10 protein-coding genes are annotated in these 13,690 nt (G+C 67.4%); 2 read left to right on the top strand and 8 right to left on the bottom strand.

The window, feature by feature from the left end:
* Positions 1 to 160: 160 nt before the first annotated feature.
* Positions 161 to 931, top strand: coding sequence for a serine protease (locus tag AB0383_RS08325; RefSeq protein ID WP_366186055.1), 771 nt, complete (start codon positions 161 to 163; stop codon positions 929 to 931).
* A gap of 156 nt (positions 932 to 1,087) precedes the next feature.
* Here the strand turns inward: AB0383_RS08325 and AB0383_RS08320 are convergent, their stop codons facing one another.
* The 8 genes from AB0383_RS08320 to AB0383_RS08285 form a co-directional block, all read right to left on the bottom strand.
* Entirely contained in the window at positions 1,088 to 1,663 is a 576-nt protein-coding gene (locus tag AB0383_RS08320) for a hypothetical protein (protein WP_366186053.1), read from the bottom strand.
* 242 nt (positions 1,664 to 1,905) lie between these two features.
* Entirely contained in the window at positions 1,906 to 2,463 is a 558-nt protein-coding gene (locus AB0383_RS08315) for a cytochrome P450 (protein ID WP_366186051.1), read from the bottom strand.
* A gap of 807 nt (positions 2,464 to 3,270) precedes the next feature.
* Positions 3,271 to 3,468: a hypothetical protein gene (locus AB0383_RS08310; RefSeq protein ID WP_366186049.1), complete on the bottom strand. Its 198-nt coding sequence runs from the start codon at positions 3,466 to 3,468 to the stop codon at positions 3,271 to 3,273.
* A gap of 82 nt (positions 3,469 to 3,550) precedes the next feature.
* Positions 3,551 to 3,745 carry a hypothetical protein gene (locus tag AB0383_RS08305; RefSeq protein WP_366186047.1) on the bottom strand — a complete coding sequence of 65 codons (195 nt, stop codon included), beginning with the start codon at positions 3,743 to 3,745 and terminating at the stop codon, positions 3,551 to 3,553.
* Between the two features lie 991 nt (positions 3,746 to 4,736).
* Positions 4,737 to 7,538, bottom strand: coding sequence for an AAA family ATPase (locus tag AB0383_RS08300; RefSeq protein WP_366186045.1), 2,802 nt, complete (start codon positions 7,536 to 7,538; stop codon positions 4,737 to 4,739).
* A gap of 792 nt (positions 7,539 to 8,330) precedes the next feature.
* Positions 8,331 to 8,966: a helix-turn-helix domain-containing protein gene (locus AB0383_RS08295; RefSeq protein WP_366186043.1), complete on the bottom strand. Its 636-nt coding sequence runs from the start codon at positions 8,964 to 8,966 to the stop codon at positions 8,331 to 8,333.
* Between the two features lie 406 nt (positions 8,967 to 9,372).
* On the bottom strand, positions 9,373 to 10,185 hold the full coding sequence (locus AB0383_RS08290) for a hypothetical protein (RefSeq protein ID WP_366186041.1): 813 nt from the start codon (positions 10,183 to 10,185) through the stop codon (positions 9,373 to 9,375).
* A 2-nt stretch (positions 10,186 to 10,187) separates the two neighbouring features.
* Entirely contained in the window at positions 10,188 to 11,357 is a 1,170-nt protein-coding gene (locus AB0383_RS08285; protein ID WP_366186039.1) for a molybdopterin-dependent oxidoreductase, read from the bottom strand.
* A 2,058-nt stretch (positions 11,358 to 13,415) separates the two neighbouring features.
* On the opposite strand from AB0383_RS08285, the gene AB0383_RS08280 reads away from it, so the two are divergent.
* Positions 13,416 to 13,690: SDR family NAD(P)-dependent oxidoreductase (locus AB0383_RS08280; protein WP_366186037.1), on the top strand; the 275-nt coding region annotated here is incomplete at its 3' end.

Raw genomic sequence — 13,690 nt, 5'->3', positions numbered from 1 at the left:
CATGGGCGGCATCTCAGGTGCTCGACGGTCGAGCTCAGCGCATACCCGCGTCCGCGTGGGTTGGAATTCCCGCAGATTGTTGGGCACATTCCTGAAGACTTCTTCAGGTCGTTTCAGCGTTCGTTCAGCCGCGCGCCTCTATGCTCGGAAGGAGACCTCGGTGAGGCAACGAACCATGGCGGCATGCCTGGCCATCAGCGCCACGGCGGCAGTCGGGCTCGCCACGCCGGCGAGTGCAGGTACATCAATCGTCGGTGGCACGAACGCAACCGAGACCTACACCTTCATGGCGTCCATACAGGACAAGAGCGGCAAACAAGTTTGTGGCGCCAGCCTGATCTCCTCCCAATGGCTCGTCACCGCCGGGCACTGCGTGAGTGATCCTCGCACGCTCGACGTGGCGGACCCGGCGCAGTACCAATTCCGCGTCGGATCGATCGATCGCACACGCGGCGGGGAGTTGGTTGGGGCGGACCGGTTCATCCGGCACGAGAACTGGGACACGAAGTTGAACGATGACATCGGCTTGGTGCACCTCGCCGAACCGGTCGTCGCGACTCCGGTCGCCATCGGCTCCACGCCAGTGGTCGGGACACCGATTCGCGAGCTCGGCTCGGGCACCACATGTGTGACCCACGGCTGCGATGCGCCCGTGATCCTGCAGCAACTGGACACTTCCATAGCCGACACGTCGGCCTGCGACGACCCGCTGTTCGACCCGGCAAGCCAGCTCTGCACGGACAACAACGGAGGCACCGCCAACGCGTGCCATGGAGACTCAGGCGGCCCTGCGATGGTCAATCGCTACGGTCGTTGGCTACTTGTCGGCGCAACCAGCCACGGGCAAACTGACGTGTGCACGGAAAAGGCTGGCATCTACACCGACGCGACATTCTACCGAGACTGGATCAGCCAGCACATCCACTCGTAGGATTCATTAACGAATGGCCTCACCTCCAGCCCAGTTTCTGTTTCCGGCGATGGCCGCGCCGTCTTCGCCGGGGCGACGCGCTTGGGCAGGGGCCGTCACGACCGGTTTCTCATCGATATTCCCACCGTTCCAGCCGTGCACCCCCGGAATGAACAGTCAGTCACGGGGGTGCAGGACCGACGCCAAGAGCGCGAGGTTGGCAGACGTGAACTCGCCGGGTGCGGACACGCGGATGCCGAGCATCGCGGTGAACGCGGTCAGAGCGTGGAGGGCGATCAAATCTCCTGGCGCACCGTCGCCGAACGAGGCAGCGGCCGCAGGGAACCGCCCCTCGAAGAGCGCGTCCAACGCGGTCGACACGGCCAGCTCGTGGTGCGGTGGCACCGTCGCGGCCAGCCGCGACAGAACCCCGGCCCGGATCTGCGCGGCCCTCAGCCGGACACCCGCGGCGCGGGCCTCGGCGGTGAGGTACGCGGCGAACCGGGTTGCCTCGGCGAGTACCTCGCCCACACGCCCGCTTGCGCCCACCTGACGGATGACCCGAGCGATCCGGCCGACATCGCCCTCGACGTAGCCGCCCATCAGGTCGAACACCAGCGCCCCGCACCGGCTGCGGCGCGCCTGCTCGCCGATCCTGGCGCCGCTCCCCCGCTCGTCGGCTTCGCCCGGCACGGCGTTCGCTCCAAGCCGAACCTCGACGGCGGCGTTCAGCCGCGCCGATGACTCGTCCACACGCCCACTCCTCTGCAGGTCGGCTCAATACTGGCGTCAAGCGACGTTCAGTTCTTACCGGCGGACGACGCCGACGTACCAACGCCGCGACGAGCCGCCAAGCGGTCCAACCTTCCGCCTATCAGGCGCGGAAACCGTGGTGACGCTGCTCGATGCGCCCACTCGGCGACAGGTCCGGCAGCCGCGACATGGCGCCTTCCGGTGTCATGTCCTCGCCCACTCGGTTCGCGGGCGAGGCGCGATCACTGCCCGTTCCGGACGAGGAGGCTTTCCAGGCCGTGCATGAGCGTGCTGTCACGCCAGCGGAGCTCGTCCGGCGCGACGGCGAGGCGCAGGTGCGGCAACCGCGTGGTGAAGGCGGCCACGGCGAGGTGGCCCTCCATCCGCGCCAGTGGCGCACCCGGGCAATAGTGGATGCCGTGCCTGAAGGCCAGGTGCCCGGCGACCGGCCGGGTGATGTCGAACCGGTCCGGGTCCGGGAACACCGACCCGTCACGATTGGCCGACAGCAGCACCATCTCCCCCTCCGGAATGGTCCCGCCCACCAGCTCGATCGCCGAACCGGCAAAACGGGCCGGCAAGACGTTCACCGGGGACTCGTACCGCAGCACCTCTTCCACGACGTTGTCCACCAACGAAAGATCGGCGCGCAACGCGGCGAGCTGGTCCGGCGAGGTCAGCAGGCACAGCACGGCGTTGGCGATCAGGTGCACCGACGTGTCGTGCCCGGCGATCAACAGCAGCAGCGCAGTAGCGACCAGCTCGTCCGCGCTCAGCCGGTCAACGTCCTCATCGGACACCGCGATGAGGACGGGTGAACAAGCCCACCACTGGAGCCTTCCGGTAGCAGGCACCGAAAAAGCAACGCTTAGCCCCGAACGTGCTGTTCCGAGGGCCGATTAGCGCTCCGGACATCGTGTTGTCCCTGGTGAGCCTGGCGTGATGCGGTGGGTGCGGTTGCTTTGGATTTGCCCGTCGGTGATCGTTTGGGACGGGGCGGTGTCTGAGATGTCCACGAGGTTCTTCTCCGAAGTGGAGATCCAGGCGGCTGCGGTCGTGGACGGAGGAGCTCGAGGACGAGCTGGTGATCGCACGCTTGTCCTGGATGTCGTCGGCGGGCCGGGTTCGGGTGGCGAGCGCCTCGTCGGAGTAGACCGTCGTGAACCAGTCTGGGTCACCGACCTGCAGCGGTGTCGTACCGGCGAGGATGCGGGGGACGAACGGGTGTCGCGCAGTGGCGGCGAACGCGGCGCGCCAGGGCTCGTTGCGCAGGACGCCCGCGGCAACCAGCTCGGCGGCGAGGCCGGCGGCCAGGACTTCCCAGGCGGCGTTGTCGGGGGCAATCCTCGGTCAGGTCGTTCTCGGCGCTCCGGGCGATCATCGACGCGTCATAGCATTTCCCAAACACGGCTAAGCTCCTCTCCCGCCCGCGAATGGTGGGCGGGTCCTTGGCGGACATTGCTGGTTCAAAGCTGTGGTGGCCACAGATACGACCGTTGCCCGGTCGAGCCGGGCTACCCATAACGCATCCCCGCCGGTAGCCACTACCCCCTACGGGGACTGCGGCGCAGGGGTCACGCGGCGACGACGGGCCGCCCGGTTCGACGTCACCGACGGTGCACTTCTGACGTGAAAGCGTCCCAGTCCACGTGAAGGGTCTCCTCTCCCGGCGGAACCAGCTCGTGAGTTTTCTCGAGCCACATCGTCAATTCATCAAGATCGACTTCGTAGACCGCGGTGACTCCATTTGCCGCCAGTCGCAGGCGCAGCACGTGCCGGCCGGCGACCAGACCGAAGCCGGCCACCAAGCGTCACGCTACGATCAACCCTTCGAGCCTGCCCGGGCTCGGTGACAGACAACGAGACCTGCACCAGACCCGGGGCGCATCACTCCGCGTTCAGAGGGAGCCGCAACGGGCGTTCCACCAACCGGTAGAAATGGAGCGAGTGCGGAGTCGCATGGCCCGGAGTCGGCGGGATGCGCATCGAGATGCGCAAGACGCGGTCGATGCGCAGCGCCAGCGGATTGACGCCACTCGCCGCCGGCTCACCATTGCGTCGGTCAGGCTCTTCGTTGGTCACAGTGACCCCCTTCCCAGTGCGCGGGCCAATCGAAGCGGAATATTTGGTGTGGCCTCCTGCGCTGGTGCCCGCAGCGGAGCAGTGGCCCTTGGTGCGGAACTGGGGCGAGCGCTGGATCGTCGACCGGCAGCCCGTCTGGTGCAGATATCTGCACGCCGGTCGCGAGATGGTTCGCCAGTTCGCCGTCAAGCTGTGACCGTGAACTGACGACTCCAGGAGACCTCACCAGCGCCCCAACGCGGACCCGCAGCACCCCCTAGCGGTTTAGACCAGTAGGTGTCGTGACTCCCGGGAAACGGACATGTGATCACAGCACATCCCCGCACGTCGGCGAGGCGCGATGCTCGGCCCGCGCTCACCGGCGTCCAGCCGAACGCACTGGTCCGGATGGAGAAAGAAGCATTCACCGCGGGCGCGTGAACACGTGACCAGTGCGAACCAGTGTTCAGGAACGGTCAGGGTCCACGGCACCGGTCGTCCATGGACTCGGACGTGGCACGCCTCTGCAGCGGATGATCCACGGCAGTCCCGTGGGGCAAGGCTCACGGGCTTCTAGGGCCGACAGGCCGACCGACTTCACGCCTGCCGAGGCAGCGGACGTCCTCGACGCGGACCCTGCGCGCCTTGCTCGGTGACCAGGTCGCAGCCAGGTGTGTTCGATTGACCAGGCAGCCCTCAAACACCGGCAATCGGATCACCGCTACACCTGCCAGCCAGCCACTCGTCACCGTGCCGGCGCTGCGGTTCCAACGAGAACCGCGACAGCGTGGGCCTGGGCGCCCGGCGCCATCGGCTGTCCCCACTGACCCTCGACACGTGCAATGGCCTGGGTATCGAATTCAGGGCTTCCGCTCGCCCAGCCGACACGGATGCTTGCCGAGACCGGGGTGAGCGTTCTGGTCCACAGAGCCGACCTCACCGAACGTGCCCTGAACTGGCCGCGCGGATTGCCTCGCACCGCGTGAGGAAGAGGGGACGCCTCGCTCGCGCCTCATGACAGGCCCAGGCATCCGTTGTGGTCCGCGAGCGCGGCCTTCAGGTGCCTTCTCGAAGGGATACCAAGCTTTCCGAAGATCTTGCCCATGTGCCATTCGACTGTGCGTGAGCTGAGAAACAGCTGCGCGGCGATGTCCGAGTTGGTGCGTCCTTCGGCCCCCAGTCGCGCGATGGTGGTTTCCTGTCCGGTCAGCTGTTCCACCAACGGTGCAGGGGGTGCTTCCACGACCACCCCAGCGGCGACGAGCTCGCGCCGGGCGCGTTCGGCGAACCCATCAGCGCGCACGCGCCGGAAGGTATCGCGGGCCTGCCTCAGCTGATTGGCTGCTTCGCCAGAGCGGCGTTCCCGGCGCAGCCATTCGCCGTAGAGCAGCTGAGCCCTTGCGTGCAGCACGTCAACTCTGCTGCGCTCGAGGTGCTCGATGGCAATGCGGTAGAGCTGGTCGGCTTCAGCTCCCTCGGCCAGCAAGGCACGCGAGCGCGCCGCAACGCCGAGGGCCATCTCGGTCCCCGCTGCCTCGGCGCGCGCCACCAGTTCCTCCATGGCCTCGGTGGCGATGGCGGTCTCCCAACAGCGAGCGGCGGCTTCGACGCGTTCGAGCAGCCCGTAGCCGTACATGCCGATGTCGTCGTGCTCGATGGCCTGGTCCGTGGCGGCCAGCGCTTCGCGGTACTGCCCAAGGCTGTTGTGCAGCACGGCCGCGGCGTACTGCACGATCGGGATCACGCGGCCCTCGCCGCGCACGCTGGCGCTGTGCAGACTGGTCCGCACCAAGTGGAGCGTGTGCTCCTCCTGGCCGCGGTAGGCGGCGAGCACCGGCTCGATGTACAGCGGCGGCGGTGCTCCCGTGGCCTGGCTGATCGCGTCGGACTCTTCGAGCAGCGCGGCCGCTTCCTCGAACCGGCCCGCGTGCACGCTCACGCCGGCGCGGTAAGCGAGCGCGACCGGCAACAGCGTCAGCACACCCTGCTCGCGCAGGATCTGCACCTGCGCGGCGGCGAGATCGTCCCACGACTGCTGGTCCCACAGGTCCAGCGCGATCCGGCCGACGAGTCCGTACCAGCGCAGCCCCGCCACCCCGACGTCGGCGTCGCGCCGGAACTGCCGCACGGCCCGCATGAGCGTAGGCGCCGCGGCCGCGTAACCCTCGGTGAACCGCAGCACCAGCCCATCGAGCAGCAGATCGACGGCCCGCGGCGGATCAGGTGCCGCCGGCGCCGAGCGCGCGGCCCGGGCCATGCCGGCGGGCCCGCTGTCCTCGGCCCACACAAGGCGGCCGGCGAACACCGCCGCCATCAGCGCTTCGAGGTAGGTTTCGCGCGAGAGCAACGGGTCGAGGTCACGCAGGTGCTCGGCGGCCGCGAGCAGAAGAGCGGGGGCGTCGCGGCCGCGGTGCATCGCGAACGCGATCTGCGCCCGCAGCAGCTCAGTCTGAGCCTGCCGCATGAGGTCCGGCGGCGCAGCCCGCGTGTACGCCAGCAGCGCCAGCGCTGCGTCCGAAGCTCCGGCGGCGAGCTTCGCCCGCGCGGCGGCCAGAGCGCGCCGGGCGCGCTCGACGGGATCCGGGGTCAGCTCGGTCGCATCAGCCAGGAACGCCGACGCCGCGGCGACTCCGCCGCGGGCTCGTGCGCGCTCGGCCATTCGTTCCAGCTCGGCCGCGATCACCTCATCGGGACCTGTCGCCGCCCGACCACGCTGCCACGCACGGTGCTCCACGTCGACGGGCTCGATCGCGTCGGCAAGCGCCCCGTGCACGCGCCGGCGATCAGTGCGGCCGCCCGCCTCGTAGACAGCGGACCGGATCAGCGGATGGCGGAACCGCACCCAACGCCCGATGGTGATCAGCTCGGCCGTTTCCGCCGGTTCCGCAGCGGATTCCGGTACACCGAGGAGTGCGGCGGCACGCCAGAGCACCGCCGCGTCCCCCACCGGGTCGGCGGCAACGATGAGCAGTAGAAGCCGAGTATCCGCCGGCAGTTTCGACACCCGGGCGGCGAAGCTGCGTTCAATGCGTCGCGACAGCGCCCGTCCGTGGCCAGGCAGCTCCAAGCCCCCGGTGAACGCGGGCAGGTTCGCCGCGCGCGGCAATTCCCGCAATGCCAGCGGGTTGCCCCGCGCCTCGGCGAGGATCCGTTCCCGCACCCGCTCCTCCATCGGGCCGGGCATCGTCGCTGCCAGCAGCGTCCGCGAATCCCCGTCATCAAGCCCGGTGAGGCTCAGCTCGGGCAGCCGCTCCAGACCCGCCGCATCCGTATTCTGCTCGCCCTCGCGGACAGCGAAGACCATCGCCACAGGGTCCGCCCGCAGCCGGCGCGCAACGATCGACAGCGTCCGCATCGACGCGCTGTCGAGCCACTGCGCGTCGTCGATCACGCACACCAGCGGCTGCGTGGCAGCAGCATCGGTGAGCAAGGTCAGCACGGCCAGCCCGACGAGAAACCGGTCCGGTGGACTGCCTTCCGCCAGCCCGAGCGCCGTTTTCAGCGCCGCAGATTGCGGAGCCGGCAAACGATCGAGCCCATCCAGGAGCGGCGCACACACCTGATGCACGCCGGCGAAGGCCAACTCCGCTTCCGATTCCGCGCCGGAGACAGAGATGACCTGCAGATCGCCGGCCCGCGCGACCGCGTGATCCAGCAACGCGGTCTTGCCGATCCCCGCCTCGCCGCGCACCACCAGCACCGCACTGCGTCCCTGCCGTGTCCCGCCCAGCACATCGCCCAGCACGTCAAGCTCACGACGCCGACCGAACAGGACCGGAACGGCATCGTCACCGCCGCTCACCGCGTCCCCCATCGGCCGAGGCTGTGACACAACGCGGGTCGAATCTTGTCTCTGCCCCCATGCGAGCGCACGCACCAAACAGCATTTCCCGACCCAGACAAAGACAGCCAAATATTCACAGATAACCCACGAAGTTGCGTTGTGAGACACAGCATGCACAGGGATAGAACACCGAGCGCAAGGTGAGCGAAGCCTTTCGACCCTGATATCGCTCCAAGATTCAACATCTGAGCGTTGAGTCAGGCCTTGGTCAGTACCAGCGCGCAGAGGTTCGTCTCCTCAAAACTTGCCTCTCCTAGCTGACCAGCGTGGTCCCTATGGTCCAGTTTGTCCTCGAGTCGCAGCCCCATGCCCCAGCCATGCGAGGTCGACGCTGTACGCAGGGTGATTGCCGTCGTCACGGCCAGCCCAGCGCAGCTCCGGAGCGCCCCAGACGTGTATCCCTTCTCGTTACCCGACATGCCAGAAGGCTAGCTGCTGCTAACGCAGAGCGCACCAGGGCTCGATGTGAGAATGGACTATTTCGTCCACAACCTCGGCTGGGCTACCGCACTGCTCAACTTGTCCGGAGCAGCGTGAGCGGCTGTCCCCCTGACCATCGACACACCGTGCCACCGGTATCACGAGGCGGTTGTGCCCGCCGGATTCCCAGCCGGACAGCCCCCACGCGGCCCCGGCGGCGCGGACAAGATGTCAACGACTCAGCGCACTCCTGCCCCGACCCTTGGCCCCTTCCGACGGCGCGAGCGTGGGCGTGCCGTGAGGGAGTCACTGTGTCAAAACCGGACCGCGCCCGCACCCGCGTTATCCGCGACTACATGTTCGAGACCGGCAACCGGTACGCCGACGCTGCTCGTGAGATGGAAAGACGTGACCGCACTGGAGTGCCGTTCCGGCTGTGAGGACGCGGTCCTCGGTGCCGGCCGTTCGGGAGCTGCGAATCCCGGCGGATGGTGACCGGGGATGACAACGACGGCGCCACAAGCATCTGTCATCACTGCGGCTGCTTCGTGTGCATGGCGTGCCATAGCCATCCCATGGGGCTACGGCGCCGTCGACGACGTAGACGATCGGCTTGAGCCGTGGCCAGCGGGCGGGGGCAATCGGGAACCATTTGCGGTCGGCCTCCAGCTGCACCTTCTCACTCGCGCCGATCTCGCCGTAACGGCGACTGGTGTCGGCGTCGATCTTGCGGGTGCGGGTGTTGCGGTAGACGACCAGCGCGCAATCGCCGGCGTCCTTGTGGGCGTGCAGCTGTCGGTAGAGGGTGGTGCGCCCGACGCGGAAGGTCTCGGCGATCTCGGCGACGGTGTGCTCCCCCGAGTCATACATCCGCTGCGCCTGATCCAGCTGCCGCCGCGTCAGCACTGGGGGCCGGCCCCCGACGCGGCCCCGGGACCGGGCGGCGGCCAGGCCGTCCATCGTGCCCTCGACGATCATCTCCCGGTCGTACTCGAAATAAGAAGACCCGCGGCTTCCTCGTCAACGAAAGCCACTCCCAGAAACCCACCTTGCTCGCGCTGTTCGACGCCCGAATCCTGCACGTCGTCAGGCACGGCTACTCCGCGCAAGATCAGCCCGGCGAGCGCTTCGACGTATGGGTGATCGACTACGGCGCGTAGGTCGACCTCATCAGCACCGTGAACGCTTTCAGTGCTTACTCCCCTTCGACGGCGAGGACGGCACCGAAGGACACACCGATATCGATGTTCCGGTTCAAGACCTGCGCGCGATCCGGCGAGCGAGCTTCTAGCACCACGGGTTGGGGCCTGCCGCGTCGGCGGCGACGCGGTCGCGCACGCCTTTGGACCGTCCCGGTTAGCTATCACCGCTGATAGCCGACGCGCTAGCGAGTACTGCGCGCTCCCTCAGCGACGAGTTTCTTCGCCAGGTCGATCAACGCCTCGGGACACGCGAGGGGCACCTGGCGGGGCCGACCCTCTGCCCGGGCGCTGGGCACGAGGTCGAGCAGACCGCCATCGGCTCGCCATTCGACGTCGGTCAGGTCGCGCCACGGCGTGCGCAGCCACGCTCCCGGTCGGTCGCCAGCCGGGTGGTAAAGCGCCGCCGATGTTGCGACCGCAGCGACCGGGACGACGGTCCCCTCCCCGACGAGAAGGACGCGTTCTCCTTCTTCGAACATGGCTCGTACAGGTGCCAATGCGGTGCGAACCGGAATACCGCCGACGTACCACCGGATCGCGTATGCCACCGCACTGGCTGCGAACATGACCGCGACCAACAGGAGCCAACGAGCGAGGTACGGTTCTTGCGTTTGACCGGTGGCCGCCTGGTAGGCGATGGCGCCCTGCTGGATGATGCCCGGCAGAAACAGCAGAAACGTGAGCGCGGTGCCGAGAACAGGGATGCGGATGTAGTTCAGCGCGGGCACACGAGGCGGCGCTGAACTGCGGCGATGTCTGCCCACAGCGCCCAGCACGGAGGTGGACGAAATGTCCAGCAGGGCGTAGACGGGGAACAAAATGAGGTCGTGCGCCACGACGGCCGCGAGGAACCAGGTCAGAGCCAACGGCCACAGGCGGTCGGTCACCTCGTGCGTTGCGGCGAATCCGGCCAGAGCGAAACAGACGATCAGCACCAGCAGATGCAAGGGGTTGTCGCCGTAGAATCCGCGGACGCGGGAAAGGACGGTACGCATCGTCAGCGGCTCCGGAACTCGATGGACCGAACCCATTTCGTGCAGTGCACCCCGGGCAGGGCCGGCACGATGACCCGTGCCGGGAAGCCGTGGTCCAGCGACAAGTCGGTGCCGTTGACCCGCAAGGCCAGCAATGCGTCGGGATCCAGCACCTGGTTGGCCTGCAGCGTGGCACGGCCAAACGAGCCAGTGTCGATGGACTCGACCATTGCCCGCTCCGGATCCGGTACGCCGGCCGCTGCGGCCAGGTCCCGAAGCCGGACCCCCGACCAGTCCTGCGTCGCGGACCAGCCTTCCACACAGGCGATCGGCAGAGTGGCGGCGTGCTGGGGCATCGCGAGGAGCTGAGTACGGTCGAGCTGAACCGGCCGTGGACCGCCCAACAGCGACAGCCGCCACGCCGGGCCTGTGTCCCTGGCCGTGATCTGCGCGGCGACAGCGGTTTTGTTGACCTGGAAGTCGTTGGGCCCGTCGCCATAGGACCGCCCGCGAGGCAACAGCAGCGCCCAGCTACGGGTGAATCCCCCGATGGTCTGCCCGGCGGTGAGCACAGCGACCAACAGCACTCCCCCGCCCACCAGCCCGATCGCTCCCCTGCGGCTGATCGTCGCCGGCGCAGGGGCGATGGCAACCAGGTCGCTGTCGACAGGCTCGGGCCGAGTGTCGGCGCGAGTCGTCCGCAGTTCCACTCGCAGGGACCTCGAACGCAGCGCCCTGACCATCTTCGGCAACTTGATCACGACGTGGGAGACGAATGCCCCGATGAACACCCAAGCCCCGACATAGTGCGCGCGGTAGAAGCTGAACCCGAAGATGTAGTCGTACTGGATGTTCAGCACGCCCGTGGCGATCTCGAACAGGATGCCACCTACGAGCAGCAGCAGTGACAGTCGCTCCAGCAGCTGGGCGATCGAGCGTGACGCCGGCCAGGCGAACAGCTTCGGTACCACCGACCAAAGCTTGGCCAGCACCACCGGGATCATCACGAGGCCGAGTCCGACATGCAGGCCCTCAGTCAGCCGGAACAACCACGATGGCCGAGTCGGCCAGTCGAAGAACGGCAGGTGCATCCAGCCGACGTCGACGGGGAACGCTTGCCTGAACTGGGGGCCGTAGGCGATGTAGTCCAGCAGTCCGGTGAGGATCACGAGCGGTAGCATCGCCAGCAGCACAGCACCGAAGATCGACGTCAGCCATGGCCCGCGCAGTGGACTGCGCCAGGCGCGGGTCCGGCCGAGACCAGGTGGCCGGCGCTTTCCGACGGCCCGCCACAAGGCCGCGGGAAAGCCGTACTCGACGTCCTCGCCAGGCGGCTCGGGCGCGAAGTGGTCAACCTCGCGAGAGCTGGAAGGCCGAAGTGGACTGTTTGGCATAGACGACAGGCGGGGCCGTCGCAGCGCCGCCTGCACCTCCCTCGTTGAATTAAGCTGAAAAACTGGGTTTCGACATCGATGACGCTCAGCGGGCTTGGTGCTGCCCCCGTGGTTCCGACACCGAAACCTCACCGATCGGGCACGACCCGCGGGTCGGGATGCCTTGTCGATTTCGTGCCGCAGTCCCTGGGCGAGCTTGTACTGCTCATCTGCGTTGTCCGCAGCCCTCAAAGGCACCCGTCGAACACGCCGCACCATCCGTCCGCCTACTCGGTGAACTCATACCAACTTGGCGGCGCAGAACCAACGCGTCTTACTCCGTGTGCGCAGCTCTGACCCTGACCGAAGCCTTGGGAAAGCACCACCGCTTCCGCGCCTCCTGCACCTCGGCGTTTCGGTTCGCCGGGCCGAGCTGGTCGGGCCCGTGCTCAAGCCTGTCTTCGGCGAGCTTGCGGCAGGGAAAGCAGACGGGACGATGACGGATAGGCTCCGAACGGGAGGCCCGCCCAATCCGACCGCCTGATCCGCCTCTGCGGCCGACCGAGCCGCTGGATCAACCCAGCTGCGCCAGCGGTGTGTCACAACCACACGCCGTCCAACAAGCTGAGCAGAAACCCTGTAGGCCGGGAAGATCATCGGTACCGTGCAGGTCAGTGAAGGGCTGCCGGTCGTCTGCTTCGCGGAGAGCACCAAGGCGTACAGGACGTGACTGTTGGCGTCACAGGCTGGGCGTCGCGGGGCGTGTTTCCATCCGCAGAACATCTGCGACGCAGACGCGGCCCCGCGTGGCCCGCCCCAGAGCAACCCGGACAGGACGGCCGCGCTGGTCGCGCTCGTCGAGCAACGGTGCTGCGGCCCCAGCACTTCGTACGCCGGCGCCCGGTCGCCGACCTCTCGGCCAACAGCACCGACAACCTGATCGCGGACTTCGAACTCCTCCGGTCGCGACTCGGCGTCGAGAGGTGATCGCACTTCAGCGACTCCTTGAGCACGGTGCTCGGCCTGACCTACACACAGCACCACACCGTGCGGATCAGCGCGATAGTCGTGATGGGACTGGCGACCGTTCACGGCCGAGGGCACCACGCCCCACGCCCGCACATCCGTGCCAACCGGCTGGGGTCTGCACCAATCGGGGGGTGAGCTGCCGCCGACGTCTACGGATGCACGACCCGTTAGTGACGCTCAGAGCCGCGGCCGCGGTTACCTCGACGTTGCAGCTGAGCAACCGGCGTCGCACTGTGCGCGCAGCGCGATGCCGGTTGCTCAGCGCCACGATCACTCGGTGCGCGAGTGTGGTCTTCGCGGTGGGCAACTGGCGCCTGATCAGCCGAGATACCGCCGCGTGGATACCTGCGCCAGCTCATTTCCTCTTTCGGGCGTATTCGGCGGGCCCGCGCATCTCGCGAGAACCTCGACAAAATAGCTGCTGAGCAGCGTGAACGCGACTGTTGGGTCCGTGCAACCGGCCCGACGTAAGGCAGCGCTCATCTCGCAGTTGGCGACGTTGTCGTGGATCAGCCAGTGGCTTGCGCTGCACCAGCTGGCCCGCTACCCGTTCGTCTCGATGAGCTACGTCGAGGTCGCACACGAACGAAGGGGCCCAGGCCCGCATCGAATGCGGTCTCCAGGCATCACCGACCGGATCACGGGCCGCCAGGCACCCGGTGCGAGCAGTTACGCCGCAAGGACGCCTGCCGAACGGGGATCTCAAGAAAATTTTCGCCGATCTCTCGAAAGATTCCCCGTTTGGCCTACACCAATCAAGTCGCGACAGCGGCGGCAGCCGAGGTCGAGGAATCCCGTCCCGTCACCGAGCCCGTGCACGCGCTCGGTCGAACATCCGGAGGAAATGTCATGAGCATGCAGAATCAGAAGGTCGCCGTCATCACCGGGGCCTCGCAGGGTTTCGGCGCTGGCTTGGTCGAGGCCTACCGCAAGCTCGGCCACGCGGTCGTCGCCACCTCGCGCACGATCGCGCCCTCCGCCGACACGGGCGTTGTCACTGTCCAGGGCGACATCGCCGACCCGGCCACCGCCGAGCGGGTGATCTCCGCGGCCGTCGAGCAGTTCGGCCGCGTCGACACCCTGATCAACAACGCGGGAGTCTTCGTCGCCAAGCCGTTCACCGA

Source organism: Amycolatopsis sp. NPDC051373, assembly GCF_040689465.1.
Taxonomy (GTDB): domain Bacteria; phylum Actinomycetota; class Actinomycetes; order Mycobacteriales; family Pseudonocardiaceae; genus Amycolatopsis.
The sequence above is the reverse complement of the archived record's forward strand: the minus strand, read 5'-3'. Positions and strand labels throughout refer to the sequence as shown.

Bases quoted from the DNA above. Each gene is read 5' to 3' on its own strand.
- AB0383_RS08300 (WP_366186045.1), bottom strand. From the start codon at position 7,538: ATGGGGGACGCGGTGAGCGGCGGTGACGATGCCGTTCCGGTCCTGTTC.
- AB0383_RS08295 (WP_366186043.1), bottom strand. From the start codon at position 8,966: ATGATCGTCGAGGGCACGATGGACGGCCTGGCCGCCGCCCGGTCCCGG.
- AB0383_RS08290 (WP_366186041.1), bottom strand. From the start codon at position 10,185: ATGCGTACCGTCCTTTCCCGCGTCCGCGGATTCTACGGCGACAACCCC.